This is a genomic window from Streptomyces sp. NPDC002138, from assembly GCF_040296485.1.
GTDB lineage: Bacteria > Actinomycetota > Actinomycetes > Streptomycetales > Streptomycetaceae > Streptomyces.
In genome coordinates this window covers 92,707-119,698 of the sequence record NZ_JBEOXE010000012.1, presented here as the reverse complement: position 1 = coordinate 119,698, position 26,992 = coordinate 92,707, and the positions used below count along the sequence as shown (strand labels likewise).

Genomic DNA, 26,992 nt, shown 5'->3' with positions numbered 1-26,992 from the left:
CGCCCGGCCGTCGCCACGCCGTCGCTATGCCGTCGGCACCGGTCCCCGCATGTGCCGGCTGATCCACTGGATCAGACCGCCCTCGTACATGCCGGGGACGTAGCTGTAGGCATCGTGGCCGCCGCCCTGGTCCACCTGGAACTTCGTCTTGACCGGGCCCGTCCCGTACCGCTCGATGAACTTCTCGATGGGCGGGCGGTTGCGGATGTCGCTGCCCTTGGTGCCGACCTGGAAGGCCAGGTAGACCTCGGGGCCGTGGCGGTCCAGGATCTTCTGGGCGAGCTCCGGCGGGCTGTTCTCGGCCTTCTCCCGCGGGTGGCCGTTCCACAGACGGGAATCGGGAACGATGTCGGGCCCTCCGGCGATCACGGCCTTGAACCGGTCCGGCTTCTGCAGGACCGCCTTCAGCCCGGCGAAGCCTCCGGACGAGCTGCCCATGAAGGCCCATCCGTCGCGCGAAGCGATCGTGCGGAAGGTGGAACGTACGAGGTCGGGGACGTCCTCGGTCAGCCAGGTGCCCATCTTGGGCTGGCCGGGGATGTCGCTTCCGTCCCAGTACAGGCCGCCCTTGTCGGTCTGCGGGTTCAGGACGGGCATGGCGAGGATGAAGGGCAGGCTGCTGCCCTCCCGGGACCACTTGGAGATGCTGGACTCCAGCTTGAGGTGCGGGTCCATCCAGTAGTTGTTCGGGTACCCCGGGCCGCCCGGCAGGGCGATCATCACGGGGAACCCGCTGTGGGCGTACGCGGGCTCCTTGTACTGCGGCGGGACCCAGAGCCAGACCTTGCCCGTGAACCCGGACTTCCTCCCGGCCAAGGTCGTCACCATGACCTTGGTGCCGTCCTCGGGGATGGTGGCGGCGATCCTCAGCTCGGGATGCGGCCCGGTCGGCATCCGGGTCAGCGGATCGGCCGGGGGCTTGAGCGGTGCGCCCGCCTCGACCGGGGCCCGCTCCTCGTCGAAGCGGACGACGTCGCCCGTGTCCGAGAACGCGTCGTAGTACGAGAGCGCACATCCGGCCGCCGCCCCGGCCACCACGACCGCGGCCACGGCGCCGATCCAGCGGCGCCGCGCGGTCGTGCGCGGGCGGCGGCGGGGTTCCTGCGGTAGCGGTGTCGTGCGGTGCTCCATCGTGCCCACTCCTGGTGCGTGTGCGGTGCGTGTGCGGTGCGTGTGCGGTGCGCGTCCGGCGCGGGTGCGGTCCCGACCGGGTTGGCCGTCACGGTAGGAGAGTCGCGAGCGATTACCGCGGTTCGCCACCAACAGGTGTGAAAAGGGCAGGCGGTGAGTCGTGTCCCGCAGGAGAGGGATGCTCGAAGCTGCGCGATATTGCGTCACTTCAAGCAGCTTCCTTCACGGGAACGTGTGCGGACGCTATGTTGCCGGGTGCATGCCAAAGAGCTGTGTCCGCACTCCGGACCGCAGAGGAGCTGCCCCATGAGACTCACCCCCCACCTCCTGCCACCGCTCCCGTCCCTGTTCCGGCGCGCCCGCGCCACCCCTCGTACCCGGCGCACCGGCGCGCTCCCGGCCCGGCGCCGCGTCCCGCTCGCCGCACTGCTGGCCGGCGCCCTCGCCGCGGCGGGCCTGGCGGCCGCCGGACCGGCCGCCTCCCTGGCGGAGGCGGCGCCCGCCGCCCCCGCGTCCACGGCGGGCAACGCCACCGGCCTCAGCCGGTCCGGGAACACCTTCACCGTGACCTCGTCCAGCGGCGCCAAGGTCCGCGTGGTGATCGCCCGGGCCGACATCTTCCGGCTCTGGCTCTCCCCGGACGGCGCCTTCACCAACGACCCGGCGGGTTCCGACCTGGCCCCCACCACCGACTTCGGCCCCGTGACCGCCGGGTACACCGACGCAGGCGGCTACTACAAGATCACCACCGGCTCCCTCTCGATCCGGGTCAACAAGACGCCGTTGCAGTTCTCCGTGTACCGCGCGGACAACTCCACCCTGGTCTGGCAGGAGAGCCGGCCGACCAGCTGGGGCGGCGGCAAGACCACCCAGTACCTGGCGCGCGGCGCCGACGAGCAGTTCTACGGAACGGGCCTGCGCCTGGGGGAGTGGGCGCTGCGCGGCAAGACCGTACCGGTGGCCGTCGACAACAGATGGCGGGAGAACGACAACGCCAGCCCGGCCCCCTTCTACATGTCCACCAACGACTACGGCGTCATGCGCAACACCTGGGCCCCCGGCTCGTACGCCTTCGACGCGCCCAGCACCCTGACCCACAACGAGAACCGCTTCGACGCCTGGTACTTCACCGGCGACTCCCTCAAGTCCGTGCTCGACGCCTACACCGATGTCAGCGGCAAACCGTTCATGGCGCCGATGTGGGGCTTCGAACTCGGCAACGCCGACTGTTTCAACGCCTCCAACCCCGCATACCAGGGGGACCACAACCGGCTGCGCCACCAGACCACCCCGGACGTCGTCGGCTACGCCACCGACGCCCGCGCCGCCGACATGCCCTCCGGCTGGTTCCTGCCCAACGACGGCTACGGCTGCGGCTACACCGCGCCCCTCAAATCGACCGTCGACGCGTTGAAGGCCAAGGGCTTCCAGACCGGTCTGTGGACCTCCACCGGCCTCGGTTCCATCGCCGACGAAGTGGGCACCGCGGGCACCCGCGGCGTCAAGACGGACGTCGCCTGGATCGGCGGCGGGTACAAGAGCGCCTTCACCGGAGTCGAGCAGGCCGTGGACGGCATCGAGAAGAACTCCGACGCCCGCCGCTACGTGTGGACCGTCGACGGCTGGGCGGGCACCCAGCGCAACGCCGTCGTCTGGACCGGCGACACCAACGGCACCTGGGACGACATGCGCTGGCACGTCCCCGCCATCGCGGGCGCGGGCCTGTCCGGCCTGAACTACGCCTCGGGCGACGTCGACGGCATCTTCGGCGGCAGCCCCAAGACCTACGTCCGCGACCTCCAGTGGAAGGCCTTCACCCCGGCCTTCATGACCATGTCCGGCTGGGGCGCGACCGGCCCGGCCGCGGGCTACCAGGACAAGCAGCCCTGGCGGTTCGCCGAGCCGTACCAGTCCATCAACCGCAAGTACCTCCAGCTCAAGATGCGGCTCATGCCGTACCTCTACACGATGAGCGCCGTCGCCCACGACACCGGCGTGCCCAGTACCCGCGCGATGGTCCTGGACTATCCGGGCGACCCGGTGGCCCGTGGCAACCTCACCAGCGGCCAGTTCATGGCCGGGGACTCCTTCCTCGTCGCCCCGGTCGTCTCCGACACCGCCGTGCGGGACGGGATCTACCTCCCGGCCGGCACCTGGACCGACTACTGGACCGGGACGACCTACGCCGGACCGGGCTGGCTGAACAACTACGCCGCGCCCCTCGACACGCTGCCCCTGTTCGTCAAGGGCGGCGCCATCGTGCCGATGTGGCCGCAGATGAACTACGCGGGGGAGAAGCCGGTCTCCACCCTCACCTACGACATCACCCCGCGCGGGGCCTCCGCCTTCTCCCTGTACGAGGACGACGGCCTCACCCGCGCCTACCAGAACGGGGCGTCCGCCCACCAGCAGGTCGACGTCACCGCCCCCGCCACCGGCCCCGGCACGGTCACCGTCTCCATCGGCGCGTCCACCGGCAGCTACACCGGCAAGCCCGCCTCCCGGGGCTACGAACTCACCCTCCACGTGGGCTCGGCGCCCTCCACCGTCACCGCGGACGGCGCGGCCCTCGACCGCCTGACCTCCAAGAGCGCCTACGACGCGGCCGCGACGGGATGGTTCTTCGACCCGGCCGACCGCGCGGGCGTGCTGTGGGTCAAGACCGGGACGAAGGCGGGCGCCTTCACCGTCTCCGCCGTCGGTACGACGATCCCCGCGGCCCGGCCGATACCCGCCTCCGGCACCCCCGTCCCGCAGACCGGCTGGTCCCTGCTCTCCGCGGACAGCCAGGAGACCGGCGCCGAGAGCGGCGCCGCCGTCAACGCCTTCGACGGCGACCCGGCCACCCTCTGGCACACCGCCTGGTCCTCCGGCACCCCGGCGGCCCTGCCGCACGAGATCCGCATCGACCTCGGCGCCCGCTACGCGGTGGACGGCCTCGGCTACCTGCCCCGCCAGGACGGCGGCAGCAACGGCCGGATCGGCGGCTACGAGGTCTACGTCTCCGACAGCACCACGGACTGGGGCTCCCCGGTGGCCACCGGGACGCTCCCCGACACCGCGGCGGCCAAGACCGTACCGCTGTCCGCGAAGACCGGGCGCTACCTGCGGCTGAGAGCCCTGACCGAGGCGGGCGGCCGGGGGCCCTGGACCAGCGCGGCCGAGATCACGCTCACCGGACGCCCCGCGCCGCTGCCCACCGACGCCACCCTCGTCAACGCGGCCTCGGGAACCTGCGCCGACCTGCCGCACAGCGCCACGGCGCCGGGCACCGAACCGACCCTGTACACCTGCCACGGCGGCCCCAACCAGCGCTGGAGCCTCCAGAGCGACGGCCGGATCACCGGCCTCGGCGGGGTCTGCCTCGACGCCACGGCCGGAGCCACCGGCGCCGTGACGGTACGGGCCTGCGCCCCGGCGCCGGTGCCGGCCGCCCAGAGCTGGCAGCAGGGCCCGGACGGCAGCCTGCGCGGCGGCGGTCAGTGCCTGGTCCCCACCGGCTCCGGCACGGCCAACGGCACCACCCTCGGCCGGGCCGCCTGCGCGGGAACCCCCGCCCAGCGCTGGACGTTCACTCCCTGACGGCACCCGGGGCGCCGCCCGCGACCGCTCCCGTACCCGCTCTCGCACCCGCTCCCGCCTCCGCGAGCAGCGCCCCGGTCAGGGTCCCCACGTACGGCTGAGGCGCGCGCCCACGCGCCGCGATCACCCCGATCTGACGGGCGGGGCGCGGTGGATCGACCTCCACGGCCACCGCGCCCGGCCCGGGCGCCAGCGAGACCGACGGCACGAGCGAGACCCCGACGCCCGCCGCGACCAGCGACTGCGCGAAGAAGTAGTCGGTCGTGGAAGCCGCGACCCGCAGCTCGAAACCGGCCTGCGCCGCGTACTTGCGCAGATACGCCTCCGTCTTCAGGCAGCCCAGCACCCAGCGCTCGGCGGCCAGCTCCCCGAGCCCGAGCGAGGCGCGGCCCGTGAAACGGTGGCCGCGCGGCAGCACCACCGACAGCGGATCCTCCATCAGCGGCGTCCAGTCGAGCGCCGGGCGCCCGCCGGGACCGGCGGGCACCGGCCCGTCGAAGCGGTAGGTCAGCGCCAGATCGGCCGCGCCCCGGCGCACCATCGGCACCGCCTGCTCGGGCTCGGCCTCCAGGACGGTCAGCTCCACCTCCGGATGCGCGGCCACGAAACGTGCCAGCGCCACCGGCAGCAGATGCCGGCCACCGCTCGTGAAGGTGGCGAGGGTCAGCCGGGGGCGCGCCGCGCCGATCCGCTCGATCCGGGCCCGTACCTGGTCCAGCTCGTCGGAGATCGCCTCCGCCGCCCCGACCAGGAGCCGGCCGGCCTCGGTGAGCGTGACCCCCCGGGTGCTGCGCACCGCCACCGCGTGGCCGAGCGTCCGTTCCAGCGCCGCGATGTGCTGCGAGACCGCCGACGGGGTCAGCAGCAGCGATCCGGCCGCCTTGTTGAAACTGCCGTGCTCGGCGACGGCCCGCAGCACGCGCAGCCGCTGGACATCGATCATCAGTTTTCCTTACGACGCGTTCAGTCGGTGACCGGTTCCGCTGGGGACCGGGCGGCGGCATATTCGACGGCATGCGAAACATATGCGTCATCGGCGGAAGCCGGTACTTCGGCAAGCACCTGGTCACGCTGGAGCGGGACGCCGGGAACCACGTCACCGTCATCAACCGCGGCTCCACCGAGCCGCTGCCCGGAACCACCACCCTCGTCGCCGACCGCGACGACGAGCGGCAGCTCCGCGCGGCCCTGGGCACGCGCACCTTCGACGTGGTCGTGGACCAGATCTGCTACACCCCGCGCCAGGCCGAGCTGGCCCGCCGGGTCTTCGCGGGCCGCACCGGCCGGTACGTGATGACCTCGACGATGGAGGTGTACGACCCCGCCACCTTCGCCACCCCGCCCCCCGGACCGGCGGCGGCCCCGCTCACCGAGGGCCACCTCGACCTGGCCGCCCTGCCCGCCGCCCGGGACACCGACGGTGGCGCGGACCCCGCCACCGCCTACGCCGAAGGCAAGCGCCGCGCCGAGGCGGTGCTGCTGAGCGACCCGGAGTTCGACACCGTCTCCGTCCGGACGGCCCACGTGCTCGGCGGCGGAGGCGAGGACTTCACCGGGCGGCTCGCCCACTACACCGAGCGGATCGCCGCGGGCCGCCCCGTCGACGTCCACCCCGACCCCCGGCCGACCTCCTTCGTGCACCACCGGGAGATCGCCCGCTTCCTGCGCTGGGCGGCGGCCGGGACCTTCACCGGCCCCGTCAACGCCGCCTCCCACGGCGCGCTCGACGTCACCGGGCTGAGCGAACTGATCGGCGCCGAGGCCGGGGTCCGCCCCCGCTACCGCACCGTGGCCGAGGGGGCCGCCTCCCCGTTCTCCTTCGACCGCTCCTACGCCATGGACAACGGGCGGGCCGCCCGCCTCGGCTTCGACTTCTCCCGGGTCGAGGACTGGCTGCCGGGAGCGGCCGCGGAGAGCCTCGCGCACCTCGCGTGAGCGCCCGCCCGGGAAGCTGGTCCGTCGGTCCGCCCCTGGCCGGGACCCCGGCCCATGGGCTGGGCCAATGGCCCAGTGGAGGGACCAGGAGTTGAGCCAGTGGGCCTCCGGATGGTTATCTGTGCCGTATCCATGTACTTACGGCGCCGTGCAGCGCCGGACGGCGACGAGGCCGTTCCGGAGCACGGTGCCTTCGCCGTGCCTGCCCACGCCCACCACCCCGGGCCGTCGCGGGACCGGCGAGCGCACCATCGCAAGGGGGGCGGCACACCGCCGTGAAGAGGATGTTCGTGGCTCCGGATCCGGGGCGTCTGAGACTGCGCAACTCACTGCGCGCGGTGGCCGGGATCGGCCTCGCGGTCACCGTCGCCGAACTGTGCGGCCTGTCGCTCACCGCCTCCATCACCGGGGGCCTGGCCGCACTGCTGGCCCTGTTCACCGTCACCGACGCCGACGTGCGGGCCCAGCGGATCACCACGGCCCTGCTGCCGGTGGCCGGATTCCCGGTACTCGCCCTGGCCACCTCCCTGCACGGCATCGCGCTCGCCCGTGACGCCGCGTTCCTCGCCGTAGTCCTCGGCGGGGTCTACGCCCGCCGGTGGGGGCCGCGCGGGCACGCCCTCGGCATCTTCGCCTTCATGAGCTTCTTCACCACCCAGTTCCTGCACGCCGTCCCCGCCCAGCTGCCCGAGCTGTACGCCGCCGTCGGGCTCGCGCTGCTCGCCGCGGGCACCGTGCGGTTCCTGCTGTGGCCCATCGAGCGGCGCACCCCGCCCGCCGCCGTGCCCCCGGGGCTGCCCGGCCGCGGCCTCGCCCGGCCCACCACCCGCCAGGCGCTCCAGGCCACGGCCGCCTGCGCGGTCGCCCTGTCCCTGGGCCAGTTCTTCTCCGAGGACCGCTGGTACTGGGCCGTCGGCACCACCTGGTGGATCTTCGTCAACACCACCTCCCGGGGCGAGACCCTGGTCCGGGGCTTCCGCCGGGTCCTCGGTACGGTCATCGGCATCGCCGTCGGACTCCTGATCGCGATCCCGCTGCACGGGGCCCCCGCGCCCACGGCCGCCCTGGTCGCCGTCTGCGTCTTCGGGATCTTCTACACCGCCGCCGTGTCGTACAGCTGGATGATGCTCGCCGTCACCGTCATGGCCGGCCTGCTCTACGGCCTGCTCGGCGTCCTGAACCCGGCCCTGCTGGTCCTGCGCCTGGTCGAGACCGGGGTCGGGGCGGTGTGCGCCGCGCTCGCCGTGGTCCTCGTCCTGCCCGTCACCACCCACGCCACCAACGACGCCTGGATCCAGCGCGCCCTGCGCTGCGTGCACGCCGCCACCGCGGCCGCCGCCGCCCGCCTCGCGGGTTCGCCCACCGCCGACCCGGCCCCGCACGCCGCCGAGCTGGAGCTGCTGCTGGCGCGCGTACGGATGGCACTCGCGCCCCTCGTGCACCCGCTCAGCCCCTTCCGGGACCGGCGCGCCCGGGCCAGGCGGGTCATCGACCTGCTGGACGACTGCGCCCGCGAGGTGCGCGGCCTCGCCGCCATCGCGGCCGACCCCTCGGCCTCCCACGACGCCCGCCTCGCCGCCGCCTGCTGGCGGGTGGAGGCCGCGGTGGAAGCGCTCACCGCGCCCATCACCGGCCTCGGCCACGGCCACGCCCCGGAGCGGACCTCCGCCGCCGCGTCCCGCCCGCCCCAGGCCGAACCCGCCCTCGCCCACCTGCACGGGCTGGAGACGGCCCTGACCGAACTCGCCCACCCGCTGCGCTCGGACCGCCCCTCCCCGCTGGTCAGCGCCGGCTGAAGGCCATCGTCCAGTGGGTGAGCCCAGCGGAAGCGGGCCCGGATCACGCGGCCGTCCGTCCGCCACCGGTTGGTCACGTCCCAGGTGCCGGTGAGGAAGTCGAAGCCGTTCCGCTACCGCCGCTGGAAGGCGCCGACCGGTGGGGAGCGGCGGCCGGAGCCGTACGGCCCTACTACTCACGGCCGGGCGCTGGTACCTGGTCGCGGGTCCGGGGCCGCGCACCTACCGGGTCGACCAGATCCTGGAGCTCGCGGAGCTGGCCCGGCGCTACGGCCCGTGGCCGGAAACCAGCGGTTGACCTGTGGTTTTGCGGCGGACCCTATGCCGAAGCCCGGGCGGGCGCAGGCATTTGAGAGGAATTCACTCGAACGAGTGTTCCGGGGTCACCTGTCGTACGCCGCTGACCTGCGGCCCGTACAAAGAGTGAGGGCCCATCGCACATGCATCTGACATGTACAGGGTGGATCTGCCCGGACAGGGGGTAACCGCACGAAATGGAAATTCTGCAACAGCCGTCGACGGCCCATCAGGTATGGGAAGAGGCACGGGAGTTCATCCGGCTGTACCACCAGGAGAATCCGGAGGCGGGGGATCCGGGCGCCCGGCTCGAGGCTGTACGAGCCGAGCTGGCGGAGAGCGGAACGTACCGGCACACCCACGACGAGGTCGTGCACGGCGCCCGCGTCGCCTGGCGCAACAGTAACCGCTGCATAGGACGGCTGTACTGGAACTCGCTGCGCGTGCGCGACAGAAGAGGGATCGACGGCGCCGACGAGATAGCCGCCGAGTGCTTCGAGCACCTGCGGGACGCGACCAACGGCGGCCGGGTGCGGCCGACGATCACCATCTTCGCCCCGGACGCGCCGGGGCGCCCCGGTCCGCTCATCTGGAGCGAGCAGCTGATCCGTTACGCCGGATACGGCGACGAGGATTCGATCCCCGTCGGCGACCCGCGCAACGCGTCCCTGACCCGGGCCCTGTGCCGACTCGGCTGGACCGGCGGCCGGGGCACCGCTTTCGACCTGCTGCCCCTGGTCGTCCAGGGCCGCGACGACAAGCCGCGCTGGTTCGAACTCCCCGAGGACGCGGTGCTGGAAGTGCCGATCGCGCACCCGGAGGGCGACCACTGGGCGGACTGGGGACTGCGCTGGCACGCGGTCCCGGCGATCTCCAACATGTGCCTGGAGATCGGCGGCATCCACTACCCGGCCGCCCCCTTCAACGGCTGGTACATGGGCACCGAGATCGGCTCCCGCAACCTCGGTGACGAGGACCGCTACAACCTCCTCCCCGAGGTCGCCCGCAGGCTCCGCCTGGACACCTCGAGCGACCGCTCGCTGTGGAAGGACCGGGCGATGGTCGAGCTGAACCGGGCGGTGCTGGACTCCTTCGACCGGGCCGGGGTCACCATCGCCGACCACCACACGGAGTCCCGGCGCTTCCTGTCCCACATCGACCGGGAGGAGCGCAAGGGGCGCGAGGTGGGGGCGGAGTGGTCCTGGATCGTGCCCCCGATGTCGGGTTCGGCGACCCCGGTCTTCCACCGCACCTACGAGGACCGGCGCCAGAGCCCGGCGTACGTCCAACACGCCGGAGCGCGGGATCGGGCCCTTGGCCGGAATCTGGTCTAGACCTCCTGTTATCGTCGGCCCGACGAACCGACGGAGAGGGGAAGACCGTGGGAAGTACGGACCGGGGCAGCGGGCGGGCGGCCGGGCGCGGAGGCCCGGACCATGGGGCCGGTGGGGCGGACAGGGCTGACGGGGTCGCGGAGCGGGCGGGGCGCGGGCGGCGTGCGTACATCGGCTCGTTCACGTCCACCGGTGGCCTCGGGATCACCACCGCGGCCGTCGATCCGGCGACCGGCGCCCTGACGCCGCTCGCCACCACCGACGCCCTCACCGACCCCTCCTACCTCGCCCTCGGCGCGGACGGCGGCGTGCTCTACGCGGTCAGCGAGACGAAGCGCGGCGCCGTCGGCGCCTTCCGGCCCTCGGAGTCGGCGGGTCTGGAGCCGCTGGGCTCCCCGGCCGCCGTGGACGCCTCCGGCCCCACGCACCTCAGCGTCGCCGGGAGCCGCCTGCTCACCGCGAACTACACCTCGGGCAGCGTGAGTACGCTCGCCCTCGCCGCCGACGGCCGCCCCGCCGGACCGGCGTCGGTGCTGCGCCACCACGGCTCCGGCCCCGACGCCGACCGGCAGGCGGAGCCGCACGCCCACCAGGTGCTGCCCGATCCCGGCGGCCGCTGGGTGCTCAGCGTGGACCTCGGCACCGACTCGGTGCGCGTGTGCGCCCTCGACCCGGACACCGGGGCGCTGCGGGTGCACTCCGAAACGGCGCTGCCCCCGGGCAACGGCCCCCGCCACCTCGCCTTCCACCCCGGCGGCTCGCTGCTCTACGTACTGAACGAGCTGCGGCCACTGCTGACCGTCTGCCGGTGGGACGCGGCCGCCGGGGCAGTGGAACCGGTCGGCGAGGTTCCGGTCGCCCCAGAGGGCGTCTCAGGGCCCGCACGGCCCTCTCCCTCGGCCGTCGTCGTCTCGCCCGACGGGCAGTTCCTCTGGGCGGCCGTCCGGGGCATCGACACGATCGCCTCCTTCGCCCTCTCCGGCGACGGCGGGAAGCCGCAGCTCACGGGCAGCGTCCCGTGCGGCGGCCGGTGGCCGCGCGACCTGGCCCTCGACCCTGCCGGGCGGCGGCTCTACGCCGCCAACGAGCACTCCGGGGACGTCACCTGGTTCGACGTGGACCCGCTGACCGGCCTGCCGCGGCGCGCCGGATCCGCCGCGGTGCCCGCCGCCACCTGTGTCGTCTTCGGCTGACCGGCGGCGGCCCAGCCACAGCAGAGGGCCCGCGCCCGGATCCGATGATCCGGGCGCGGGCCCTCGTGCGTGCGTGGTCGGTCAGTGCACCGGGGCGTCCAGGGTGATCCCCGCGGCGCGGCTGTACTGCGCGACGGCGAGCTTGCCGAGCGCCGGGTAGGCGCCGAGCGCGTCGGCCGTGGCGCAGCCGGCCTCCTTGCAGGCGGTGTCGAGCAGGCCGTCGGCGGCCTCCGGACCGATCAGGTACGGGGCCAGCGCCAGCTGGACGGCGCCGGAGGACTGGCGCAGCTCCTCGGCGACGGCGGCCACGGAGCCCTCCTGGTCCAGGGCGGCGGCCATCACGGGCACCGCGAGGCGCGCGGCCAGCAGCATGCCGGTGATCCCCGCGGCCTGGACGGCCTCCGGGCCGCCGGTGGTGGCCAGGATGATGCCGTCGGCGGCGGTGGTCACCGTGAACAGGCGGGCGCGGTCGGCGCGGGCCAGGCCGGCCTCCGAGAGCCGCACGTGCACGGCCTCGGCCAGCAGCGGGTGCGGACCGAGCACGTCGGCCAGCTCGACGGCGGCGGCGCAGTCCATCATCGCCTGGCGGATCCGGCGCAGCAGATCGCTGTCGGGGCCGACCAGCAGCGGGACCACCACGGCGTCCGGCCCGCTGGGCGGGGGCACGTCCTGGCCGGTCGAGCGCGCGAACTCGGCTCGCGCGGCGCGGTGGTGCGCGATGGCGGTCAGGACGCCCGAGAGGCCGGGGAACTCGGCGCCCTCGGTGTCATCGCCCTCGAGGAAACCGATGTGCGCGTCCAGACCGGGCAGCTCGGAGCGCCCGATGCTCAGGATCTCCTCCGCGTAGCCGCGCGAGGCGGCCGATGGGGCACCGGGCACGGCGAGTACCAGCGCGGGCGCGCCCTCGGGCGCCACCGCGGGCTCGGGCCGGCGGTGCCGTCCGGTCTGGCGGGGTCGCGGCATTCGTACGGGCAGGCCATTCGCGGGCCCAGTGGGGGAGCTCATGGCGCCGCATGCTACTGGCTTTCCCGGACCCCCCGTTCGGGCAGGGCCCACTCGAGCGGCATCTGTCCGTATTTATCCGGTGAAGGTCAGATACGATCAACTGACGGACGGCAAGCGCCAGTCCACAGGCTGTGATCCCTGGCGGACCAGCAGGTCATTTGCCCTGCTGAAAGGCCTGGAGCCGAAGAACCCCCGGTCGGCGGACATGGGGGAGGGGTGCGCGGCCTCCAGGGCCGGCAGCTCCCCGAGCAGGGGCCGCAGATTTCGGGCATCCCGACCCCAGAGCACCGATACCAGCGGCTTGCCGCGCGCCACCAGTGCCCGGATCGCCTGCTCCGTCACCGCTTCCCAGCCCTTGCCCCGATGGGCGGCGGGCTTGCGCGGAGCCGTGGTCAGGGCCCGGTTGAGCAGCAGCACGCCCTGGCGGGTCCAGGGGGTGAGGTCGCCGTTCGCCGGCCGGGGCACGCCGAGATCGCTGTGCAGCTCCCGGAATATGTTGTCGAGGCTTCCGGGCACCGGGCGCACGTCCGGGGCGACGGAGAAGGACAGCCCGACCGCGTGCCCCGGCGTGGGGTAGGGGTCCTGCCCGACGATCAGCACCTTCACCTCGTCGAAGGGCTGCTGGAAGGCGCGCAGGACATTCGCCCCGCTCGGCAGGTACGTCCTGCCCGCCGCTATCTCGGCGCGCAGGAAGTCGCCCATCGCGGCGATCTGCTGCGCCACCGGTTCCAGAGCGCGGGCCCAGCCCGGCTCGACGATCTCGTTCAAAGGTCGTACTGCCACGCCGCCCAACTCTAGTTGATCCGGCGGACTGATCCGGCGGCCCGCTCATTCGGGCCGACGGCCGATGACGGCGGCCCTGACGCACAGCACGTCCGGCAGGTGCTCGGCCAGCAGCCGCCAGCTGTCCCCGTCGTCGGCGCTCGCGTACAACTCGCCGTTGCGGTTGCCGAAGTAGATGCCCGCGGGGTCGGCGTCGTCCGTGCAGAGCGCGTCGCGCAGCACCGTGCCGTAGTGGTCGCCGGCGGGCAGCCCGGCGCTGAGCGGCTCCCAGGTGGCTCCGGCGTCGCGGGTGCGGAAGACGCGGCAGCGGTGCCCGGCGGGGACCCGGTCGGAGTCGGCGTTGATCGGGAAGACGTAGGCCGTGTCGGGGTGGTGGGGGTGGGCGGCCACCGCGAACCCGAAGTCGGAGGGCAGGCCGCCGCCGATGTCCGTCCAGTGCGCGCCCGCGTCGTCACTGCGGTAGACGCCCCAGTGGTTCTGGAGGTAGAGGCGGTTCCGGTCGCCCGCGTCCCGGGCGACCTTGTGGACGCACTGGCCGAACTCGGGGTGCGGGTCGGGAAGGAAGACCGCGGAGACCCCCTCGTTGGACGGCGTCCAGCTCTCGCCGCCGTCCTCGGTGCGGAACACCCCGGCCGTGGAGACCGCGACGGTCACCGCCTCCGGACGGGCCGGGTCGGTGAGCACGGTGTGCACGGCCTCCCCGCCGCCCCCGGGCACCCAGGACGAGCGGGTGGGGTGGTCCCACAACGGGCGCACCAGCTCGAAGCTCTCGCCCCGGTCGGTGGAGCGGAACAGGGCCGCCGGCTCGGTTCCGGCGTACACCACGTCCGGGGCCTCGGGCCCGGCCGGGTGCAGCTGCCAGACCCGCTCCAGCGAAGCGCCGGTGTCCTGGGGGAACTTGACGGCGGGCGCGGCTGGTTCGCGCCAGGTCGCTCCGAGGTCGTCGGAGCGGAAGACGGACGGCCCCCAGTGCAGGCTGTCCGCGCCGACCAGCAGCCGGGGCGCGGGGCCGCGCCGGTCGATGGCCACGGAGTAGACGGCCTGGGCGTTGAAGTGGGGTGGGTCGAACACCCATCGGCCCCCGGCCTCCCGGTGGCCGATGAAGAGTCCCTTGCGGGTTCCTGCGAGCAGTAGCACGTCGGACATGGCCGACACCTCCCGGACGTCGTTGTCCTTGGGGAAATCCCTTTCCGGCCAGTCTGCACCCGACCACTGACAGTGACCCGGCAGGCGCTTCGGGGCGCGAGGGCGCGCTGACCTGCTGATCGATAGTGATCGAGGGATGGATCAAGCCAGCTGGTTACTTGATCGTACGGGGCCGGAAAGGATTCACTTCTGGCTTCTACTGCCCTGTGAGAGGCGATCTGTGGCCACCGAGCACCTTCCCCCGCTCGACCTCGCCTTCTGGCGGATCGAATCCGCTTCCCACCCCATGCACCTCGGCGCGCTCGGCGTGTTCGACGCCGCCGGTCCGGACGCCGCCGCCCGGGCGGCCGCGCTGATCGCCGAGCGGTGCGGCGACGTGCCCCGGCTGCGCCGCCGGATCCACGACGTCCTGCTGCCGGTGGGCGCGGCCGCCTGGTCGCCCGCCCGGGACTTCGACCCGGCCCGGCACGTGTTCCTCGTACGGCACGGCAGCACCGACGCGGACGGGAACGCCGATCCGCACGCCGCCGCCGGTCCGCTGATGGCCCGGCCGCTGGAGCGCGGGCTGCCGCCGTGGGAGGCGCACGTGCTGGCCGGCCCGGACCCGGAGACCTTCGCGGTGCTGTTCAAGTTCCATCACGCCCTGTCCGACGGGCTCGGTGTGCTCGCCCTGGCCGCCGGGTTGTTCGACGAGGGGCTGCCGGTACGGGGCTCCGCGCGCCCCACGGCCCGGGCCGCCACGCGGAGCCCCGGCCGCCCCGGACCCGCGTCCCGCTCGGCGCTGCGGCGGCTGCCCGGGACGCTGGCCGCGCGGGCCCAGGACGTGGGCCAGGCCCTGGAGATCGGCGCCGCCGTGGCCCGGTCGGGGCTGCCCCTCGGCGTTCCCGACGGGCTCAGTGCCGAGAGCGGCGGCCCGGCGGGCACCCGGGCGCTGGCCGGGGTCGCGCTCGGCCTCGACGAGGTGAACCGGATCCGCAAGGTCGCCGGAGGCACCGTCAACGACGTGCTGATCGCCCTGGTCGCGGGCGCCCTGCGGCGCTGGCTGGCCGGGCGCGGGGAACCGGTGGGCGAGGCGTCCGGGCCGCGCGCCCTGATACCCGTCTCCCGGCGCCGCTCCGCGGACGGCTCCGGTGCGGGGAACCGGCTCTCGGGCTACCTGTTGCGGCTCCCGGTCGCCGAGAGCGAGCCGCTGCGCCGCCTGGGCGCCGTGCGTGCGGGGATGGACCGGAACAAGGAGGCCGGCCCGGCCCGGGGTGCCGGAGCCGTCGCGCTGCTCGCCGACCACGTGCACCCGCTCGGGCATCGGCTCGGCGGCCCGCTGCTGGCCCAGGCGGCGCGGCTGCTCTTCGACATCCTGGTCACCAGCGTGCCGCTGCCCGGCTTCAGCTTCTCGCTCGGCGGCAGCACGGTCCGCGAGGTCTACCCCCTTGCTCCGCTGGCCCAGGGGCACGCGCTGGCCGTGGCGGTCTCCAGTTATCGGGGCGTGGTCCACTTCGGGCTGGTCGCCGACGGGGCCGCCGTGCCCGATCTGGACGCGCTGGCGCGGGCGCTGCGGACGGAACTCGAAGAACTTGTACGAGAGGTCTCGTAGTACGAGGGATTCCGTAGTACGGTGGATCTCGTACTTATTCGTCGTGTCCGGCTCCGCCGGCCGCATCCCGTGGAGATCCCAGATGAGTGCCACCCTGTTCGAGCCCTACACCCTCCGCTCGGTGACCGCGCCCAACCGCGTGTGGATGGCCCCGATGTGCCAGTACAGCGCCGAGCCCGCGGGGCCGCAGGCGGGTGTGGCCCAGGACTGGCACTTCGCGCACTACGCGGCCCGCGCGACGGGTGGCACGGGCCTGATCCTCCAGGAGGCCACCGCCATCTCCCCGGAGGGCCGGATCTCCCCGTACGACCTCGGCATCTGGAACGACACCCAGGTCGAGGCGCTGCGCCGGATCACCGGCTTCCTCAAGGCGCAGGGCACCGTTCCCGGGATTCAGATCGCCCACGCGGGACGGAAGGCCTCGACCGACGCGCCGTGGAGCGGTGGCGCTCCGGTCGGCCCCGAGGGGCACGGCTGGCGGCCGAGCGCCCCGAGCCCGGTGCCCTTCGCCGACGGCCACCCCGTGCCGCACGAGCTGACGGTGGAGGAGATCCAGGAGGTCGTGGAGCAGTTCGCGGCCGCCACCCGGCGTGCGCTGGCCGCCGGTTACGAGGTCGTCGAGATCCATGGCGCCCACGGCTACCTGATCGGGGAGTTCCTCTCCCCGCACAGCAACCGGCGCACCGACGCCTACGGCGGTTCCTTCGAGAACCGGATCCGCTTCGCCGTCGACGTCGTGGACGCGGTGCGGGCCGAATGGCCCGAGGAACTCCCTCTGTTCTTCCGGATATCCGCCACCGACTGGCTCGAGGAGGGTGGCTGGACCGCCGATGAGACGGTCCGTCTGGCCGCCGTGCTGCGGGAGCACGGGGTCGACCTCCTGGACGTCTCCACCGGCGGGCTCGCCCCGCACGTGCGGATACCCGTCGGCCCGGGCTACCAGGTGCCGTTCGCCGCGCGGGTGAAGGCGGAGGCCGGACTGCCGGCGGCTGCCGTGGGGCTGATCACCGAGCCGGCGCAGGCCGAGAAGATCGTGGCCAATGCTGAGGCGGATGCGGTGCTGCTCGGGAGGGAACTCCTGCGCGACCCGTACTGGGCCCGCCGCGCGGCCGGTGAGCTGGGGGCGGAGATCCGCCGCCCGCGGCAGTACCACCGGTCGTGACCGCGCCGTTCGGCCGCGAGGGACGGCATCCGCGGGGCCTCCGCGCTCGCGATGTACTACGATGGTTCTCGTACCATTGTGGTGTCCAGCGAGTGGAGGAGCACACATGACGGAGCCCAGCGCCACCGCCCGTTCCCTCGACCACCCCACTCCCGCCGAGATCCGGCTGGAAAGCGTGCTGCACGCCCTCTCCGATCCGGTGCGGCTGTCCATCGTGCGCGAGCTGGCGCAGGGCAGCGGCGAACTGGCCTGCTCGTACTTCGAGTTGCCGGTGACCAAGTCGACCACCACGCACCACTTCCGGGTCCTGCGCGAGAGCGGGGTCGTGCGGCAGACCTACCGCGGCACCACCAAGCTGAACGACCTGCGCCGGGGTGACCTGGACGCGCTCTTCCCCGGCCTCCTGGACGGCATCCTGACGGCCGCCTCGGCCGAGGCCGGACGCGCGGCCGACTGATCCGGAAACCCACCCGGGCGGCGCCGCTCGCGGCCCCACGGCGCCCCCTGGCGGGCCCTCGGGCGATCTTGCGTCCGGGGGTCGGGTGGGGGCCTCCACCTCCTCGGCGGCAGCCCGCGAGAGGAGCGCCTGAGCCCTCGCCGGACAGGGTCTGACCTGGTCTTTTTCCTGCGCGCGGCCTACCGTGATCCCCTCGGGGAAAGGGGGGCCGGATGGACCGGCACATCCGCACGATCGACGACGTACTCCAGCTCATGGACGGCCTGTTCGCGCCGGAATCCGACCGCTGGACGGCCGGGGCGGCCGACTGGTGGGACGGGTTCTACGCGGACCGGAGCAGGCCCGTGCCGTTCTTCGTGGCGAAACCGGACGAGCACCTCGCCTCGGCCCTCGACCGCGGCCTGATCGCGCCCGGCCGTGCGCTCGAACTCGGCTGCGGCCCCGGCCGCAACGCCCTGCACCTCGCCTCGCTCGGCTTCGAGGTCGACGCGGTCGACCTCTCCCCGGCGGCCCTCGCCTGGGCCGGTGAGCGCGCGGCGGACGCGGGTCTCGACGTCCGCTTCCACCACGGCGACATCTTCGACCCGGACCCGGCCGCCTGGAGCGGCCCCTACGATCTGATCCTCGACTCGGGCTGCTTCCACCACCTGCCGCCGCACCGCCGGATCAGCTACCTCGCCCTCCTGGAAAGGTCCTTGGCCCCCGGTGGCCACTTCTCGCTCACCTGCTTCGCCGCGGGTGAGGCGGGCATGGGCTCCGAACTGCCGGACGCCGAGTTCTACGGCGAATCCCGACTCCACGGCGGCCTCGCCTACACCGCGGAGTCGCTCCGCGCCCTCTTCGCCGACCTGACGGAGGTCGAACTCCGCCGCATGAACGACGAACCGCCCGAGTCCCCCCGCTTCGGCGAAGGTTTCCTCTGGGCCGGCCTGTTCCGCAGGCCCCCGGCGGGTGGGGCACCCGGCGCCGGGGGGCGCCGGGCTCAGGGGGTGAGGTGCCACCACTGATCGGGGTACGCCTCGGCGCATGAGGTCTGCACCGCGGGCCGGGTCGCCTCGATGCCCTGCACCACCAGGCACTTGGCGTTGCCGGCGCCGCGCAGAACGAAGTGCCCGGCCCGGGCCCCGGATCCCCACAGCAGTTCCCAGCGCGGCCCGTCCTCCTGCGCGGGGGTACAGGTGAACAGGCGTGCCGGGGTGAAGTTCTCCGTACCCGTCACGCCGACGCACCGGCCACTGTCCGCGTTGCGCAGCGCACGGGTGGCGCCGTCGTCCCGCTGGGCCAGGGTCCACGTCCGGTCGGCGGCGCCGGTGCAGGTGTCCTGCACCGGGGTGAGGTCGCCCGCGCCGACGGGCACGCGCAGGCCGAGAGGATGCCCGTGCGGTGCTCGTGGAAGTTGACCTGGAGGTTCCCGCTGCCGCGCTGCACCCCGGCCGGCCCGCGGAACACGCCCCGGTCGGCGTCCGGCCCGGCTGCCGCCAGTTCGGCCGCCGTCCGGTCCAGACGTGCCTGCTGGGAGGCCTCCTGCTGCCGGTTCCCCCGCCCGAGCAGCCGGGCCAGCCGGTCCCGGAACACCTGCCAGACGTCCGTTCCGGCGGCTTGCAGAACACCCGAACCCACCGACGCCGCCAACGCGACCGTTGCCTCGTCCAGCATGACGTTCCCCTTGGCCCGCCTCGCCCTCTCCACCCGCGGTGCCGCCACGGTAGTCCCGCCCGTCGCGGCCGCGACAGCCGTGCGAGCGCCGGATCCGGGTCAGGTGGCGGCCGGTTCCAGCCACCGCGGGTGCCTCGGACAAGGCCGAGGGGGCGCGGCGCCGGGTCATGCCCGGCGTCGGTGGTAGGCGATCGCCGACACCGTCAGCAGCGGAGCCCAGGCCAGCAGCGGGATGTAGCAGAGGAGGAGGAGCCACAGCTGGGCCTGTGTGGCCGTGATCCCGCCGGACGCCAGGTTCGCGACCTGGACGTATCCGACCCAGCCGTACAGACCGAAGAGCGCGCTCGCGCCCAGCAGTGCCGGGACCGTCGCCGCGAGGGGCCGTACCCGGCGGCCGCCGAGCAGCGGGATCCAGCGCGGCACGGTCTCGCCCCACGGCCGCACCAGGCCGAGCGTCAGCAGCGCGAGGGCCTCGGACACCACGGTCAGCGAAAGGACGTACAGCGTCTCGCCGGCGCCCGTGACCGGCTCCGCGGCCACCGGCAGCCCGACGACCAGAGCGATCCGCCACAGCCCCGACGGCAGCGTCACCAGGGGCACGGCATGGGCGGCGAGGGCGACCCAACGGGGCACACCAGGAAGCGTGTTGATTCTCGGCATGCCCCCATCCTCACCACCGCACCACCCCCACCGCGTCCCCCCGCGGGCCCGCCCCCCTTCCCCCGAATGGGGGAGCCGACCGCGCCCCCGTCAGCCCCACGGCCGTCACGCGCGAGAGAGCGTCAGCCGACGCCGCCACACCCCCGCCGTGGGTGACCACGACCTGAAGCCAGGGCCGACCGGTCCCAGGGTTGCCCAGGGTCACCGTCGGAGTCCGCGGCTGGGCTCGGCAGGTCACCAGGCGGGTTCGTCCCCCGTGGCCGTGGCTGCCGCGGCGAGGAGGGTCGGCCAGTCCGGGATCTTCACCGAGCGGCGGCCCAGGGAGCGGCCCAGGGCCGACTCCGCCGTCTCGATCGCCAGCCAGCCCGGCCACGGGACCGGGCTCAGGCCCGCCGCGCGCAGGGCGTCCAACGGATCGGCGGGCAGTGCGCGGCGGGCCAGCGCGGCCGCGTCCTGGAGCAGGGAGGACGCGGTCTCCTTCGCGCAGGGGCGGTTGGTGCCGATGACCCCGGTCGGGCCGCGCTTGATCCAGCCCGCCACGTACTCGCCGACCGAGGCCCGGCCGTCGCGCAGCACCCGGCCTCCCGCGTGCGGGACCGTACCGCGCGCCGCGTCGAAGGGCAGTCCGGGCAGCGGCACCCCCTGGTAACCGACCGACCGCAGGACCAGCTGGGCCTCGATGTCCTCGTGCACCCCGGTCCCCGTCACCCCGCCGCGCCCGTCCGGGGCGGTCCGTTCGAAGCGCACCCCGGTCACCCGGCCGTCCGCATCGCCCAGTACCTCCACCGGCCGCAGGAAGAACCGCAGGGTGATCCGCCGCGCCCCGGCCTCCCGCCCGTGCGTCGTCCAGTCCCGCAGCACCTCCACGTTGCGCCGGTTCACCGCCGGCAGCGCGGCCGCGGCGGCCGGGTCGGCGTACGCGGGGTCCAGGGCCAGCTCGGCGGCCCGCACCTGCGTGTCCACACCCGGCAGGGTGCCGAGTTCGCGCAGCTCCTTGGTGGTGAACCTGCCCTGCGAGGGCCCGCGCCGGGCCACCATGGCCACCTCGCGGATCCCGCTGCCCGCCAGCGCCCCGAGAGCCGGCTCCGGCATGTCGGTGGGCCGCAGCTCGGCGACGCCGCGGGCCAGGATCCGGGTCACGTCCACCGCGACGTTCCCCGCCCCGATCACCACCGCCGACCGCACCCCCGCCAGGCCGAAGTCCTCCGCGGTCGCGTCCGGGTGTGCGGAGTACCAGGAGACGAAGGCGGTCGCGGAGTGCACCCCGGCCAACTCCTCGCCGGGGATCCCCAGCAGCCGGTCCCGGGCGGCGCCCACGCAGTACACGACCGCGTGGTACAGCTCCAGCAGCCGCGCGGTGGTCAGCCGCTCCCCGCCCACCTCGACGTTCCCGAGGAAGCGGATCCGCTCGTCCTCCAGGACCGTCCGCAGGCTGCCCTGCAGCGATTTGATCTTCTCGTGATCGGGCGCCACGCCGTAGCGCACGAGCCCGTACGGGCACGGCAGCCGGTCCAGTACGTCGACCCGCACGCCCGGCACCTCGCGCTGCTGGACCAGGGTCTGCGCGGCGTAGACCCCGCTCGGGCCCGAACCGACCACGGCGACACGAAGCACGGAGGGTCTCCTTCCGCAGAGGGATCCAGCATCGCACCGCCGCCCCGGGCCGTCAGCCCATCGCGCGCATCCGGCGTACCTCGGCGCTCTGCTGGGCCACCACCTCGTTCGCCATCTCCTCCACCGCCCCGTTGTTCCCACCGGCGAGCACCTCGCCCGCCATCGTCACGGCCCCTTCGTGGTGGGCGATCATCAGGCGCAGGAAGAGCCGGTCGAAGTCCGCCCCCGTGGCGTCCTTCAGCTCCTTCAGCTGCTGCTCGGTGGCCATCCCGGGCATCGCCGCCCCGCCGTGGTCGTGCGCCGTCGGGGCCGCGGCCGGGTCCGGGTGCCCGGCCAGCCAGCTCTCCATCACCTGGATCTCCGGCCGCTGGGCCACCGCGATCCGCTCGGCGAGCCGCTTGACGGGCTCCGCCGCGGCGCGCCCCGGCGCCAGCGCGCTCATCGTCAGGGCCTGCCGGTGGTGTTCGGCCATCCGGTGTACGTAGCTCCGGTCGGCGGCGTTCGGGCTGTCGTCGGGGCGTTCCCGCGCCGCCTGGCCGGGGGAGAGGGTGTGAGCCTGCTCGCCCGGCCGACCCGGGGCGATCACGACCGGTCCGGCGGCTGATCCGTCGTCGTCACCGCCGGCCCGGCAGGCGGTGGGACCGAGGACGAGCACGGCGGCCAGGGCCGCACCGGCGCACCGGTGAAGCACCCGTGCCGTCCTGCGCCCCACCGTCCTGCGCACCGACGTGCTGCGCCCCGCCGTCCTGCGCCCTGCCACGATGCGCACTGTTGGCATGGACATGCGAAAGACGATACTGCCGGAGTCGGGGGTATCGGTTCCGTTCCCGCCGAGAGGGCCCGGAATGCCCCCAAGGGAGGACACAGTGACCTCGCCAGCCCCATCCGCCCCGGCCATCCCGCCCCGCACCACCAGAACGCAGCCCCGCCCCCTGGCCGCCGCCGCGGCCGCGGCCGGACTCCTCGTGGCGCTCCTCGCCGCGGCCGCCCCCGCCTCGGCCACACCCGATCCGGGCGACCTGGCCCCGGCGCGCCCCGGCCGGAGCTCCGCCGGCGCCCCGGCCACCGGAACGGTCTCCGCGGAGATCCCCGGCCGCGACGAGATCGTCCACAGCCCCAACATCACACCCCTGGCCAACGTCCCCGGCGCGAACCCCGCCGCGATCAACTCCGACATCGCCTTCCAGGGCCGGTACGCCTACGCGGGCAGCTACGACGGCTTCACCATCTACGACATCGCCGACCCGGGCGCCCCCAAGACCGTCACCACCGTGCTCTGCCCCGGCGGCCAGAACGACATCTCCGTCTCCGGCGACCTCCTCTTCCTCTCCACCGACTCCTCGCGCAGCGACGACTCCTGCAACAGCGTCTCGCAGCCCGCGACCGAGAAGTCGTCGTGGGAAGGCATCAAGATCTTCGACATCCGTGACAAGAAGAGCCCCAAATACATCAAGTCGGTGGAAACGGCCTGCGGTTCGCACACCCACACCCTGGTGCCGGGCAAGCGCGGAGACCTCTACCTCTACGTCTCCTCGTACGCGCCGAGCGTCGCCTTCCCGGACTGACAGCCGCCGCACGACGGCATCTCCGTGGTGAAGGTCCCGAAGAAGGACCCGCGCAAGGCCGCGGTCGTCGGCTTCCCGGTGCTCTTTCCCGACGGTGGGAACCCGGGCGCACCCACCCACCCCGGGGTCTCCCAGACCACCGGCTGCCACGACATCACCGTGCTGCCCTCCAAGGACCTCGCGGCGGGCGCCTGCATGGGTGACGGCATCCTCTTCGACATCAGCGAGCCCGAGCAGCCGCGCGTCATCGACCGCGTGCAGGACAACGTGAACTTCTCCTTCTGGCACTCGGCGACCTTCAACGAGCGCGCGGACAAGGTGGTGTTCACCGACGAGCTGGGCGGCGGTGGCGGCGCCACCTGCAACGAGGCCACCGGCCCGACCCGCGGAGCCGACGGCATCTACGACATCACGGGGCGGGGAGACGAGCGCAGACTCGTCTTGCGCGGCTACTACAAGATCCCCCGGCACCAGGCCGACACCGAGAACTGCGTCGCCCACAACGGCTCGCTGGTCCCGGTCGGCGGCGGCCGCGACATCATGGTGCAGGCCTGGTACCAAGGCGGCGTGTCCGTCTGGGACTTCACCGACTCGACCCGCCCGAAGGAGATCGCCTACTTCGAGCGCGGCCCGCTCAGCACGGAGGCGCTGACCCTGGGCGGAGCCTGGTCGGCGTACTACTACAACGGCCACATCTACGCGAACGACATCACCAAGGGCCTCGACGTGCTACGGCTCGACGACTGGCGCACCGAGAGCGCCAAGTGGGTCTGGACGGACCGGCTGAACGTCCAGTCGCAGCCCGACTACCACTGACGGTCCGCGGTCGGAGACGGTTCTGTCGGAGACGGCTCTAGAGGAACGTTCCGTCGGGCGGTCCGCCGTCCGGCGGAGCCCCCTGCTCCCAGTCCAGCCGGTACCGCTGGAACAGCTCCGCCCGCAGTCGGGCCGCCGCCATCGGCGCGCCCGGCAGCAGTACGGCGAACACCGCGCCCATCAGCAGGGCCCGCAGCAGCGGGTAGTCCCGGTCGGGGTCCACGTCCGGATCGTCCGCGCCGTGCCGGGCCACCGTCTCCCGCAGCAGCTCCGCCAGCTGCCGCTGCTCCGGACACTGGACGAACCCCTCGTTCGAGAGGATGCCCGCCATGTGCGTTCGCATCAGCAGCGGCTGCTCCAGCGCCAGCCCGAGCACCGCGTCGATCGCCCGGGCCAGCAGCTCCCGCCCCGCGTCCGCGCCGACGGGCCGCGGCTCGCGCTCCAGCGCCTCGCGCAGGGTGCGGTACATGAGGCGGTGCACGGCCGACTGCAACAGCTGCCGCTTGCCGGGGAAGTAGTACGACACCAGGCCGCGCGCGGCGCCCGCCCGGTCCGCGATGTCCCCGAGGGTGGTGGCCTCGTAACCGCGTTCGCCGACGAGCTCGACGGTGGCCTGGAGCAGCCGCTCCCGGGAACGCCTGCGCAATTCTTCATTGACCGATGCGCTGCGCGGGACCATGCTTACTCCTGCGTTGACTGGCTCAGAGCCAATATACTCAGCGCGCGGGCCGACTGGTGGTGGGCGACGCGGGGGATCGCCCACCACCGGCCGCTTCGTCCGGTTCTCGCCGTCGCGGCTGCCGTCGCCGCCAGTGTCACCGGCCACCGGGCTACGTCAGCGTGCTGAGCCCCGGTACGAACGCCACCAGCACCGGAATCGCCGGCACCAGCGCCGCCAGCGCGGTCAGCCGCAGCCGCCGCACGGCGGAGAGGCGGGGAACGGCCGCCAGCAGCCGGCGCACCCGCTGGGGGACATGCGCGTGCGGGGTCGGGCAGGGTCCGAAGACCCCGCGGTCCTCGTTGAGCCCGACCAGCGCCAGCGCCACCGTCAGGCGCCCGTAGCGCCGCGAGGCCACGTCGTCCGCGGCCAGCTCGACCAGCCGGTGCATCTCCTCCTCGAACGCCGCGAACACCGGGACCTGCGGAAACGCCCCCGCCAGCGCGCGCGAGCAGTGCAGCAGCCAGTCGTGCCGGGCCGCCGCGTGACCCTGCTCGTGCGCGAGTACGGCGTCCAGCTGCTGCCCCTTGAGCCGCCCGAGCGCGCCCGTCGTGACCACCAGCTGGGGCGCGGTCCCCGGCAGCCACCACGCGTCGGGCCGCCGCCCCTCCAGGACGACCAGGCGAGCGCTGTCCGGCACCTCACCGGGCAGCAACGGCGCCCGCTCCAGGAGCTCGGCCCGCTCGGCGCGCCGCCGCGAGCGCGCCCGCAGCACCTCCGCGGCCAGCATTCCCCCGGTCCACAGCGCGCCGCCCGCGAGCACCACGGCGGTCCCGGCGGCCCAGCGGCCCCCGCCCGCCCCCAGTCCGTACGCGTCGACCACCCCGTGCGGCGCCGACGCGAAGAGCGGGCCGCGCACCGCCAGCCAGGCGGCGGCCGCGCTGAGCAGCATCGACAGGGCCAGGCACAGGAGCACCGCGGCCACCACGCACTGCCACACCCACAGGGCCACCACCGGCTCGCGCTCGGGCCACTCGGCACGGGCCAGCAGACGGGGGGCGAGGAGGGAGGTCAGGGCGCCGAGCAGCAGAAGAACGGCGGGGACCATCATGGGCGCATTTTAGGAGTGCGGGGCCACCGACGGGTATGGCCGCCGTTCATTGGTGACGCACGACACGTGACCGGACACGTGTCCGGCCGCGCGACCGGGCGCGCGACCGGGCGCGGGCCCTCACATGGTGAGCAGCATGGCCAACATTCCCATTCCCATGGCCAGTCGGCAGGCCCGGGTCAGCTCGGCCGTCCCCAGCCCGACGCCTCCCGGGACCCCCACCACGGCCGGTCCGGTGCCCGCCGTCACCAGCCGGGCCCCGACCAGCAGCACGTACCCGGCGAAGTAGAGGAGCAGTACCCCGGTCACCAGCGGCATGCCCTGCGCGAGCCCTTCCCCGTGCTCCGCCCCGTGGCCCCCGGTGTGGGCGGCGCCCGCTCCCGCCGACGCCCCGGCGCCCATCGTCACCGTCATGTAGACCATGGCCAGCGAGCCCACCAGGTGGTGGACGTGGTGGACGCCGCCGCGCAGCAGCCACACCGCGTGCAGCGCGGCCGCGCAGAAGACGGCCGACAGCGCCCAGGTGCCCCAGGGGCCGGTACCCGTCGGCGCGGCCATCACCGCCATGCCGATCCCCATCAGGGCCTCACCGGCCGCCGCCCCCCGCGCGGCCCGCTCCGCTCTGCGGGCCCGCAGCAGGCAGTACGCACCGCTCATGGCGCACAGCGCCACCAGCAGCCAGGAGGAAACGGAGGCGGAAAGGGACATCGCGGGACCGTGCACGGCGGAACCCCCCGGTTCGTCGGCGTCAGGGGAAGAGATGCCCGCCCCGGACGGGCCGCACGCCGCCCCGGGTTAGGCTCTCCTTGCCGGACCAGGCTTGTCATATGCCAGCTTTTCGAACGGAGCCGCCCCGATGTCGACCGCCGAGCCCACCCGCACCACGGCCCTCACTTTCCGCAGTGCCGCAGAGGCGGACGTACCGGCGCTGGTGGCCCTCGTGGAGTCGGCGTACCGCGGCGAGGCCAGCCGGGGCGGCTGGACGACCGAAGCGGACTACCTGGACGGCCAGCGCACCGACGAGCGGGGCGTGCGCGAGGTCATCGCGACCCCGGACAGCATCCTCCTGGTGGTCGAGCGCGCCGGTGACCTCGTCGCCTGCTGTCACCTCGAACACCGCGGCGACCACGCCTACTTCGGAATGTTCGCGGTCCGCCCCGCGCTCCAGGGCGGCGGCCTCGGCAAGGAGATCATGGCCGAGGCCGAACGCCGGGCGCGCGAGGAGTGGGGCGCCAAGGAGATGCACATGACCGTCGTCAACGTGCGCGAGGAGCTCATCGCCTACTACGAGCGCCGCGGCTACCGGCGCACGGGCGAGCTCAGCCCGTTCCCCTACGGCGACGAGCGCTTCGGCGTCCCGCGCCGCGCCGACCTGGCCTTCGAGCTGCTGGTCAAGCAGCTCTGAGCCAGGCGCGCGGACCGCGCCCGTGGGCGCCGTGACGGACCGGTCGACGGACCGGCCGACTGGCCGACCGACTGGCCGACCGACTGGCCGACCGA

General features: G+C 73.8%; 23 protein-coding genes and 1 pseudogene. 12 read left to right on the top strand and 12 right to left on the bottom strand.

The genetic code is table 11. The features are described from left to right. Positions 1–24 precede the first annotated feature (24 nt). A complete protein-coding gene (locus ABT084_RS10885; RefSeq protein ID WP_351040779.1) occupies positions 25–1,131 on the bottom strand; it encodes an alpha/beta hydrolase in 1,107 nt (368 codons plus the stop codon). A gap of 306 nt (positions 1,132–1,437) precedes the next feature. Between ABT084_RS10885 and ABT084_RS10880 the strand changes: the two genes are divergently transcribed. Next, the gene (locus ABT084_RS10880; RefSeq protein WP_351040776.1) at positions 1,438–4,713 is read left to right on the top strand and encodes a TIM-barrel domain-containing protein; all 3,276 of its coding nucleotides are present in this window, start codon (positions 1,438–1,440) and stop codon (positions 4,711–4,713) included. Here ABT084_RS10880 and ABT084_RS10875 read toward each other — a convergent pair. After that, positions 4,703–5,656: a LysR family transcriptional regulator gene (locus ABT084_RS10875; RefSeq protein WP_351040773.1), complete on the bottom strand. Its 954-nt coding sequence runs from the start codon at positions 5,654–5,656 to the stop codon at positions 4,703–4,705. The two genes, ABT084_RS10880 and ABT084_RS10875, sit on opposite strands and share 11 nt — an antisense overlap. Positions 5,657–5,727: 71 nt before the next feature. On the opposite strand from ABT084_RS10875, the gene ABT084_RS10870 reads away from it, so the two are divergent. From ABT084_RS10870 to ABT084_RS10850, 5 genes are all read left to right on the top strand, one after another. Next, on the top strand, positions 5,728–6,648 hold the full coding sequence (locus ABT084_RS10870; protein WP_351040770.1) for an NAD-dependent epimerase/dehydratase family protein: 921 nt from the start codon (positions 5,728–5,730) through the stop codon (positions 6,646–6,648). Between the two features lie 284 nt (positions 6,649–6,932). Further along, positions 6,933–8,444: an FUSC family protein gene (locus ABT084_RS10865; protein ID WP_351040891.1), complete on the top strand. Its 1,512-nt coding sequence runs from the start codon at positions 6,933–6,935 to the stop codon at positions 8,442–8,444. A gap of 139 nt (positions 8,445–8,583) precedes the next feature. Next, entirely contained in the window at positions 8,584–8,742 is a 159-nt protein-coding gene (locus tag ABT084_RS10860) for a WYL domain-containing protein (RefSeq protein ID WP_502968892.1), read from the top strand. Positions 8,743–8,938: 196 nt separating this feature from the next. Continuing rightward, complete coding sequence (locus ABT084_RS10855) at positions 8,939–10,075, top strand: nitric oxide synthase oxygenase (RefSeq protein ID WP_351040767.1); 1,137 nt, start codon at positions 8,939–8,941, stop codon at positions 10,073–10,075. Between the two features lie 170 nt (positions 10,076–10,245). Continuing rightward, positions 10,246–11,268 (top strand): lactonase family protein, encoded by a 1,023-nt coding sequence (locus ABT084_RS10850; RefSeq protein WP_351040889.1) that lies wholly within the window; start codon positions 10,246–10,248, stop codon positions 11,266–11,268. 81 nt (positions 11,269–11,349) lie between these two features. On the opposite strand, the gene ABT084_RS10845 is transcribed toward ABT084_RS10850, so the two are convergent. From ABT084_RS10845 to ABT084_RS10835, 3 genes are all read right to left on the bottom strand, one after another. Further along, a complete protein-coding gene (locus ABT084_RS10845) occupies positions 11,350–12,273 on the bottom strand; it encodes a sirohydrochlorin chelatase (RefSeq protein WP_351040765.1) in 924 nt (307 codons plus the stop codon). A gap of 96 nt (positions 12,274–12,369) precedes the next feature. Further along, positions 12,370–13,056, bottom strand: coding sequence for a uracil-DNA glycosylase (locus ABT084_RS10840; protein ID WP_351040762.1), 687 nt, complete (start codon positions 13,054–13,056; stop codon positions 12,370–12,372). Between the two features lie 45 nt (positions 13,057–13,101). Continuing rightward, a complete protein-coding gene (locus tag ABT084_RS10835; protein WP_351040759.1) occupies positions 13,102–14,202 on the bottom strand; it encodes a WD40/YVTN/BNR-like repeat-containing protein in 1,101 nt (366 codons plus the stop codon). A 220-nt stretch (positions 14,203–14,422) separates the two neighbouring features. Here ABT084_RS10835 and ABT084_RS10830 point away from each other — a divergent pair, with 220 nt between their 5' ends. The 4 genes from ABT084_RS10830 to ABT084_RS10815 all read left to right on the top strand — a co-directional run bounded on the left by ABT084_RS10830 (position 14,423) and on the right by ABT084_RS10815 (position 18,419). Then, positions 14,423–15,793 (top strand): wax ester/triacylglycerol synthase family O-acyltransferase, encoded by a 1,371-nt coding sequence (locus ABT084_RS10830; protein ID WP_351040756.1) that lies wholly within the window; start codon positions 14,423–14,425, stop codon positions 15,791–15,793. Between the two features lie 82 nt (positions 15,794–15,875). After that, on the top strand, positions 15,876–16,955 hold the full coding sequence (locus tag ABT084_RS10825; protein WP_351040754.1) for an NADH:flavin oxidoreductase/NADH oxidase: 1,080 nt from the start codon (positions 15,876–15,878) through the stop codon (positions 16,953–16,955). Between the two features lie 106 nt (positions 16,956–17,061). Continuing rightward, positions 17,062–17,412, top strand: a complete 351-nt coding sequence (locus tag ABT084_RS10820; RefSeq protein ID WP_351040751.1) for an ArsR/SmtB family transcription factor — start codon at positions 17,062–17,064, stop codon at positions 17,410–17,412. Positions 17,413–17,624: 212 nt separating this feature from the next. Then, entirely contained in the window at positions 17,625–18,419 is a 795-nt protein-coding gene (locus ABT084_RS10815) for a class I SAM-dependent methyltransferase (RefSeq protein WP_351040748.1), read from the top strand. Here ABT084_RS10815 and ABT084_RS10810 read toward each other — a convergent pair. The 4 genes from ABT084_RS10810 to ABT084_RS10795 form a co-directional block, all read right to left on the bottom strand. Beyond that, positions 18,395–18,769 (bottom strand): RICIN domain-containing protein, encoded by a 375-nt coding sequence (locus tag ABT084_RS10810; protein ID WP_351040745.1) that lies wholly within the window; start codon positions 18,767–18,769, stop codon positions 18,395–18,397. The genes ABT084_RS10815 and ABT084_RS10810 overlap by 25 nt on opposite strands. Before the next feature lie 464 nt (positions 18,770–19,233). Next, positions 19,234–19,728: a hypothetical protein gene (locus ABT084_RS10805; protein WP_351040743.1), complete on the bottom strand. Its 495-nt coding sequence runs from the start codon at positions 19,726–19,728 to the stop codon at positions 19,234–19,236. A gap of 234 nt (positions 19,729–19,962) precedes the next feature. Continuing rightward, positions 19,963–21,342, bottom strand: coding sequence for an FAD-dependent oxidoreductase (locus ABT084_RS10800; protein ID WP_351040740.1), 1,380 nt, complete (start codon positions 21,340–21,342; stop codon positions 19,963–19,965). A gap of 52 nt (positions 21,343–21,394) precedes the next feature. After that, on the bottom strand, positions 21,395–22,120 hold the full coding sequence (locus ABT084_RS10795) for a DUF305 domain-containing protein (protein WP_502968896.1): 726 nt from the start codon (positions 22,118–22,120) through the stop codon (positions 21,395–21,397). 67 nt (positions 22,121–22,187) lie between these two features. Here ABT084_RS10795 and ABT084_RS10790 point away from each other — a divergent pair. Then, a pseudogene (locus ABT084_RS10790) lies at positions 22,188–23,723 on the top strand (LVIVD repeat-containing protein). Positions 23,724–23,760: 37 nt separating this feature from the next. On the opposite strand, the gene ABT084_RS10785 reads toward ABT084_RS10790, so the two are convergent. From ABT084_RS10785 to ABT084_RS10775, 3 genes are all read right to left on the bottom strand, one after another. Beyond that, positions 23,761–24,402 carry a TetR/AcrR family transcriptional regulator gene (locus ABT084_RS10785; protein WP_351040734.1) on the bottom strand — a complete coding sequence of 214 codons (642 nt, stop codon included), beginning with the start codon at positions 24,400–24,402 and terminating at the stop codon, positions 23,761–23,763. A gap of 151 nt (positions 24,403–24,553) precedes the next feature. Further along, positions 24,554–25,492 carry a M56 family metallopeptidase gene (locus ABT084_RS10780; RefSeq protein ID WP_351040731.1) on the bottom strand — a complete coding sequence of 313 codons (939 nt, stop codon included), beginning with the start codon at positions 25,490–25,492 and terminating at the stop codon, positions 24,554–24,556. Between the two features lie 120 nt (positions 25,493–25,612). Beyond that, positions 25,613–26,215, bottom strand: coding sequence for a DUF5134 domain-containing protein (locus ABT084_RS10775; protein WP_502968891.1), 603 nt, complete (start codon positions 26,213–26,215; stop codon positions 25,613–25,615). A 133-nt stretch (positions 26,216–26,348) separates the two neighbouring features. On the opposite strand from ABT084_RS10775, the gene ABT084_RS10770 reads away from it, so the two are divergent. Then, complete coding sequence (locus ABT084_RS10770) at positions 26,349–26,897, top strand: GNAT family N-acetyltransferase (RefSeq protein WP_351040727.1); 549 nt, start codon at positions 26,349–26,351, stop codon at positions 26,895–26,897. The last annotated feature ends 95 nt before the right edge of the window (positions 26,898–26,992 follow it).